Source organism: Yaniella soli (assembly GCF_054782375.1).
Window position 1 is genome coordinate 1 of the sequence record NZ_BAAGSP010000056.1, and the last position, 5,211, is coordinate 5,211.

Sequence of the window (5,211 nt, forward strand, 5' to 3'; positions counted from 1 at the left end):
GTCTGTCGACCGTTTCGGAAATCTCAGTAAATGAATGTCCTTGTTTCCATAGTTCCCAGACTCGGCGGCGTTGGGTCTCCGGAAGTCCAGGCCGTCCCATTTTCGCCATAACCCACCTCTAACATAAGTTGACTAGGGGTGTTGCACTGACGGTTTGAGTCTAGAATGGCTGGCATCAAAAACTTTCTGTTGGTGTTTGACCACAGCAAAGATGAACTTCTCGAAGAATTGGACTTTGGCGAGGAACTAGAACTCGCAACTGAAGCGTACTCGCGTTTAGAACGCCAGTACGCTGACGACCGTGCGATAGACGTTGTCCTCGTTGGTTCAGACTCAATCGAGACTGTGAAAGTGACCCACGCCAACTATTTCCCCGGCAGCTCGCAACGTTTAATGCATGACGCTCTAAATCTCTACGCTTCCTCGAGCTAGCTCCGCACGTCAGCGGACAATTGTTTGACTGTTTATTATTCAGCTGGTTGGTTCATCCCACGGCACGAGTCGCTGGATCAAATCGGGCCATTCCACCTCGAAGCGTTCGGTGGGTACCAAAGCTTTTGTTTCCAGCGCATCCGCCACAATGATTCCTTCCGGCGATACTTCTAGGATAGCCAGCGCGTTCGGAAGCTGCGGGTCAGTCAGTCGCCAGTGTTCGGCGACTTCGCTGATCCCGCGTTCAAGTAAGAGATCTTCTCCGGTCACGAAATCAGAGGGGGCGCTTACAGGATGTCCTAGCACCGAGCGGGGCTGGACCTGGGAGTAATCAGAGTGTAGAGGTTCAAGATAGCCGACGGTTTCACGGTCTGACTGACGCGTTACCGGAAGCCAGTGCTCAGTGTTCATGCCCACAGGCTAGCAGCCTGGCATTCCTTCAAGCTGCAGGCGTGGGACTCGTCGTTGGATACCACAAGTGCGGCAGCCCGAACTCCGGTGGCAGCATCCCAGCCGCCGATAGTTACCTCAAAGACCGTAGCTTCGCATGGTGGTGCAGGTTGCGTCGGATCAACGGTTGCTTCCGGTAACGAATTCAAAGGCTCCGGGGTACGTGAGCCCGACTGCGTGTCATTGCTGGGCGGAGGATCCTCTGCAATGTGTGGTTCGGCATCGTCGAAGAAGATCCGTCGCAAGGCTTCTTTCCCGTCATCCTGCCGATGATGGCCCGCCCACGCGCTAGTAGCCAAAAGCCTCGCATTGTGCGGGGCTTTTGTACTGCCATTGATAACGATGTCGTTGAAACTCGTTGCATCGATCAACCCCGGTACGGCTTGAGACCTACCGTCAAGCATGTGCTTGGGCTTCAGGGGTTTCTCTTGAGTTCGTTCCCCGGAGCAGGTCGCTGCGCTCTATGTGTGGCACTCGGCCGGTTGTCCAGGCGGTAGCATTTCGCCGTTGTGTCTATGCGTTCACTGATGTGCACTGAAAAACGCTAGCCGCGTGGAGCTATAGCTATGCTGTAACACAAGTTGATAGCCTGTGAAGAACCCACACCACAACCCACATGTTTTGCCCAGGTGGATTCTCGTCCCTGGAAATGAGTGATGATGTGACGTGGGAGGAGGAAATATGGACGAATTAGCATATATAAGAGCTCGTCGTGAGGCGCAGGAGCTGCTCGATGCGCATTGGGATGGCGAGTTCCCCGTTAAGCTTGGGCCCATTACTGACGCTCTGGATGCCGTCAAGTATGAGATGCCGCTAGATGGTGGTATTTCTGGGGTCGTCTCGAAGCAGCCTCGTGGCGCAGCTGAGATTGTTCTTAACTCCGCAGAACCTGCGCCACGTCGACGGTTTACTTGGGCACATGAATTGGGCCATGTTGTGGAACGAAGCTCCGTCGCGTCTGACGAGGACTTTTCCATTACAGATGCCCGAGGCAGTGACTACAACTTGCACGAGTTCTTTGCCGACGAATTTGCAGGTGCCTTATTGATGCCAAAAAATGAGATTCATCGCCTCGAGGGCATGGCTTACTCCATCGCTCAGCAGGCTCGACACTTCGGCGTGTCATTACCTGCAGTACGGCAGTGTCATAAACGGCTGTCTAGCCAACCAGATCCTGCGTCCATATAATCTGTGTCGGACGATTTTGAAAAACACCGTGCCAGGGGCGAAACGTATATTGAGACAAACATCTCCGGGCTTGCTCAGCGTGATGTAAGTCGGGAGCGATCCACCACCACGCTTGCAGAGATAGCTAAGAATAAGGCTCAACAAGAGTACGACCAACGTGCTCGACGGATGACTTACGTTTTGTGGATGGTTGGCATCGCATTCGGTTCCGTGATCCTGTTCGTGGCCGTCCTTCTAATCACTGACTTCGAAGTAGAGTCAACTATCGGGGTTGCATTTATTTCAGCGATCGCAGTGCAGTCGTTCGCGATCATTGGGTTCATTGCACGCGGTTTGTACCCAGCTTCAGTCACTAAAAAGTCTACGCAAAGCGAGCCTGTGGAATAACCTGTCATGCGAGGGTGACAATGGCTCTAGGATTGTGTGTCGGGGCGTGGGCAGCCGTCGTCATCATCATTGAGATGCGGATCAGAACCCAGTCACGTTCGGCGAATCGTCATCGTTGGGCTGTGCATTACCGAGCTGTGTTCACCAGGCCGATACTTGTGTACCGTCGAGATCATAAAAAATATCCGAGCTACCAGAAGTTCCATTCACGCAAGGAGTACGGTTATGAAATACGGTGGAGCAGTTTTCCTAACGGTGATCGGTGCCATCCTGTATTTTGCGGTGAACATTGAGGTACAGGCAGTAGACATCGACATGATCGGCCTGATCCTTATGATCGCGGGGATCATTGGGTTGATCATTAGCGTGATTGTTGATGCGAACACCCGGCGTCGGCGCGTGGTACCTGTGGAACGACGTGAAGAGATCATCGAGGAGTAAGGCAAGCGAAGCGTCGCTGTGGAATGATTCTTATTCGCAGCCAACCCCGTCGCCATCGCGGTCCAGGTGAGTCCCGTAGCCAGGTTCTCCGCGGTGAACCTGGGCCGCGCCAGCTTCCCGTGCGGCGGTGCAGTTTTCGTAGGCCCCGTTAGGAGTCGACGGTTCAGTGTTTTGAGCAGGTGCGGTAGGTGTAGGAGCTGGAGCATTCTGAACGGCTTCTTCCTCGCACTGACGCTCTTGTTCTGCTTCGCGGGCTTCTTCTTCAGCCTTGGCTGCGTCCTGGTGCTCTTTGAGCGTTGATGACGAACGAAGCGTCGCCCACGTTGGTGCTGTGGACGACGCCTCGTGGTTTGGAATATTGGTAGTTATAGCGCGATGGTCACTGACTTCACTTGGGTGTAGAGTTCTATGCTCTCCGGTCCAAGCTCGCGCCCCCAACCGGACTGGTGGTAGCCCCCGAAGGGGAGCTGACTGTCCAGCGCGTGGTAAGTGTTAACCCAGACTGATCCGGCTTGCAGTCGGCTGGCCACTCGATGGGCACGACTCAAATCCTTGGTCCACAGTGCGGCCGCGAGACCGTATTCGGAGTCGTTTGCCGCTGTAATGACTTCGTCTTCGCTGGAGAAGGGAATAGAGATGGCAACCGGTCCGAAGATTTCTTCTTGGACGATCGACATATTTGGGGTGGTGTTGGTAAATACGGTGGGTTCCACGTAATAGCCGGTATCGCCCCAGCGATTCCCTCCAACGATGGCTTGTGCACCGTCGGTTTTACCTTGATTGAGGTATCCGACGACTCGGTCCAACTGCTCTTCTGAGACCAGCGGGGTGATATCCGAAGTTGGATCTGTACCCGGCCCGATGTTGAGTTGTTTGACTGCTTCCACCAGCTGCGCGTTGAACTGGTCGTAGATATCTTCATGAACATAAACTCGGGTTCCTGCTTCGCAGGCCTGGCCTGAGTTCAGGGTGAAACCTTGCAGGGCGCCGGCCACCGCGCTGGGGATGTCGGCATCTGCAAAGACGATGTTTGGTGACTTACCACCGAGTTCGAGTGAGACTTTCTTGAGATTGCCCTTGACCGACTCGACGATCTTTTTGCCAACTTCGGTGGAACCAGTGAAGGCAACCTTGTCGACGTCGGCGTGGCTCGAGAGCGCAGCACCGATATCGCCGTACCCCGTGACGATATTAACGACTCCGGGTGGCACACCGACTTCCTTGAGTACCTTGCCTAGTAGCAGTGCGGTCAGCGGCGTTTGTTCGGCTGGTTTGAGTACGACTGTGTTGCCGGTCGCCAGAGCCGGCGCGATTTTCCACGCAGCCATCAGCAATGGGAAATTCCAGGGAATGATTTGTGCGCAGACTCCGACGGGTTCTCTGCGGGTGTAGGAGTGGAACTCGGCTTCCACCGGGGCGAGGATCATTGATGGATTATTCACTGAACCTTGGATTTTTGAAGGCCAGCCAGCATAGTATCGGAAACAATCGGCCGCCGAACGAACATCGAATGCCGCAGCGATGCCAAGGGGCTTACCGTTGTCCAGTGCTTCAAGCTCAGCGAAATCATCGGCCCACTCTTGAATCTTTTGTGAAATGGCGAAGAGTAATTCCTCCCGGGTGTTCGGTCGCATACTGACCCATGAGCCTTCGTTGAAGACCGCTCTGGCCGCAGCTATAGCTGCATCGATATCGGCTTCGACGCCCTGTGCGACCTCGGCGAGCTTATTACCGGTGGCGGGGTCGTAAGTGTTGAAGGTCCTGCCTGAGCTGGATTCGACCCATTGTCCATCAATAAACAGCCGCTGCGGTGTTGAGAGGAATTCTTGAAGCCGTGGTGATGAAACGGTTGCTGATGGTGCGTTGTTGGATGTAACACTCATGATGTTCCTTTCTTAGCTGGTTTGGCATCTGCAAAAATAGCGACTTTCACAAACGGGAAGATGAATGTCCACGTGGTCTGAGCGCCTTGTTCGAATGTCGCTACGTCTCCGGGGTTGAGACGATGCACAGTGCCGTCTTCGAATTCCACGTCAGCGTTGCCTTCGATGACGTAGACGGTTTCTTCAAGGGCGATGGGATATGGGACAGTTTGTGGGCAATTCTGCTGGGTTCCCCTCCAGAATTGAACTCGTCCATCTTTGATCCAGGATATTTCGCCGACGGAAGTGTTTTCGTCGACCATCATTGGCTTAAATTGAGCTGCCTCGAGGTTGCCTAGTACTACAGTCGTGTTTGTAAAGTGTGGCCGCGTGCTGTGTAGTGATATTGCTGGGCCCGGTATTGGTGTTGACGTCGCCATAATGAGGCTCG

General features: G+C 54.1%; 10 protein-coding genes. 4 read left to right on the forward strand and 6 right to left on the reverse strand.

All coding sequences use genetic code 11. The features are described from left to right. A partial coding sequence (locus ACYVJT_RS14960) for a hypothetical protein (RefSeq protein ID WP_499418532.1) occupies positions 1 to 109 on the reverse strand: 109 nt, incomplete at its 3' end. A 56-nt stretch (positions 110 to 165) separates the two neighbouring features. On the opposite strand from ACYVJT_RS14960, the gene ACYVJT_RS14965 reads away from it, so the two are divergent. After that, positions 166 to 432, forward strand: a complete 267-nt coding sequence (locus tag ACYVJT_RS14965; RefSeq protein ID WP_343959767.1) for a hypothetical protein — start codon at positions 166 to 168, stop codon at positions 430 to 432. A 39-nt stretch (positions 433 to 471) separates the two neighbouring features. Here ACYVJT_RS14965 and ACYVJT_RS14970 read toward each other — a convergent pair whose 3' ends face one another. Together ACYVJT_RS14970 and ACYVJT_RS14975 are read right to left on the reverse strand one after the other, a co-directional pair. Next, entirely contained in the window at positions 472 to 843 is a 372-nt protein-coding gene (locus ACYVJT_RS14970; RefSeq protein ID WP_343959765.1) for a hypothetical protein, read from the reverse strand. Then, on the reverse strand, positions 840 to 1,286 hold the full coding sequence (locus tag ACYVJT_RS14975) for a hypothetical protein (RefSeq protein WP_343959763.1): 447 nt from the start codon (positions 1,284 to 1,286) through the stop codon (positions 840 to 842). The genes ACYVJT_RS14970 and ACYVJT_RS14975 overlap by 4 nt, the downstream gene beginning before the upstream one ends. Before the next feature lie 277 nt (positions 1,287 to 1,563). Between ACYVJT_RS14975 and ACYVJT_RS14980 the strand changes: the two genes are divergently transcribed. The 3 genes from ACYVJT_RS14980 to ACYVJT_RS14990 all read left to right on the forward strand — a co-directional run bounded on the left by ACYVJT_RS14980 (position 1,564) and on the right by ACYVJT_RS14990 (position 2,898). After that, entirely contained in the window at positions 1,564 to 2,070 is a 507-nt protein-coding gene (locus ACYVJT_RS14980) for an ImmA/IrrE family metallo-endopeptidase (protein ID WP_343959761.1), read from the forward strand. 3 nt (positions 2,071 to 2,073) lie between these two features. After that, the gene (locus tag ACYVJT_RS14985; protein WP_343959759.1) at positions 2,074 to 2,457 is read left to right on the forward strand and encodes a hypothetical protein; all 384 of its coding nucleotides are present in this window, start codon (positions 2,074 to 2,076) and stop codon (positions 2,455 to 2,457) included. 225 nt (positions 2,458 to 2,682) lie between these two features. After that, positions 2,683 to 2,898 carry a DUF6458 family protein gene (locus ACYVJT_RS14990; protein ID WP_343959757.1) on the forward strand — a complete coding sequence of 72 codons (216 nt, stop codon included), beginning with the start codon at positions 2,683 to 2,685 and terminating at the stop codon, positions 2,896 to 2,898. Positions 2,899 to 2,928: 30 nt separating this feature from the next. On the opposite strand, the gene ACYVJT_RS14995 is transcribed toward ACYVJT_RS14990, so the two are convergent. From ACYVJT_RS14995 to ACYVJT_RS15005, 3 genes are read right to left on the reverse strand one after another with little or no spacing between them, the layout of a single operon-like run. Next, positions 2,929 to 3,336 carry an excalibur calcium-binding domain-containing protein gene (locus tag ACYVJT_RS14995; protein ID WP_343959755.1) on the reverse strand — a complete coding sequence of 136 codons (408 nt, stop codon included), beginning with the start codon at positions 3,334 to 3,336 and terminating at the stop codon, positions 2,929 to 2,931. After that, positions 3,264 to 4,781 carry an aldehyde dehydrogenase family protein gene (locus tag ACYVJT_RS15000; RefSeq protein ID WP_343959752.1) on the reverse strand — a complete coding sequence of 506 codons (1,518 nt, stop codon included), beginning with the start codon at positions 4,779 to 4,781 and terminating at the stop codon, positions 3,264 to 3,266. The genes ACYVJT_RS14995 and ACYVJT_RS15000 overlap by 73 nt, the downstream gene beginning before the upstream one ends. Beyond that, a complete protein-coding gene (locus ACYVJT_RS15005) occupies positions 4,778 to 5,086 on the reverse strand; it encodes a cupin domain-containing protein (RefSeq protein ID WP_499418531.1) in 309 nt (102 codons plus the stop codon). Before ACYVJT_RS15005 ends, ACYVJT_RS15000 begins: the two co-directional genes overlap by 4 nt. Positions 5,087 to 5,211 lie beyond the last annotated feature (125 nt).

Excerpts from the sequence above, each read along its gene's own strand:
- ACYVJT_RS14965 (WP_343959767.1), top strand. The coding sequence starts at position 166 with ATGGCTGGCATCAAAAACTTTCTGTTGGTGTTTGACCACAGCAAAGAT.
- ACYVJT_RS14970 (WP_343959765.1), bottom strand. The coding sequence starts at position 843 with ATGAACACTGAGCACTGGCTTCCGGTAACGCGTCAGTCAGACCGTGAA.
- ACYVJT_RS14975 (WP_343959763.1), bottom strand. The coding sequence starts at position 1,286 with ATGCTTGACGGTAGGTCTCAAGCCGTACCGGGGTTGATCGATGCAACG.
- ACYVJT_RS14980 (WP_343959761.1), top strand. The coding sequence starts at position 1,564 with ATGGACGAATTAGCATATATAAGAGCTCGTCGTGAGGCGCAGGAGCTG.
- ACYVJT_RS14990 (WP_343959757.1), top strand. The coding sequence starts at position 2,683 with ATGAAATACGGTGGAGCAGTTTTCCTAACGGTGATCGGTGCCATCCTG.
- ACYVJT_RS15000 (WP_343959752.1), bottom strand. The coding sequence starts at position 4,781 with ATGAGTGTTACATCCAACAACGCACCATCAGCAACCGTTTCATCACCA.
- ACYVJT_RS15005 (WP_499418531.1), bottom strand. The coding sequence starts at position 5,086 with ATGATGGTCGACGAAAACACTTCCGTCGGCGAAATATCCTGGATCAAA.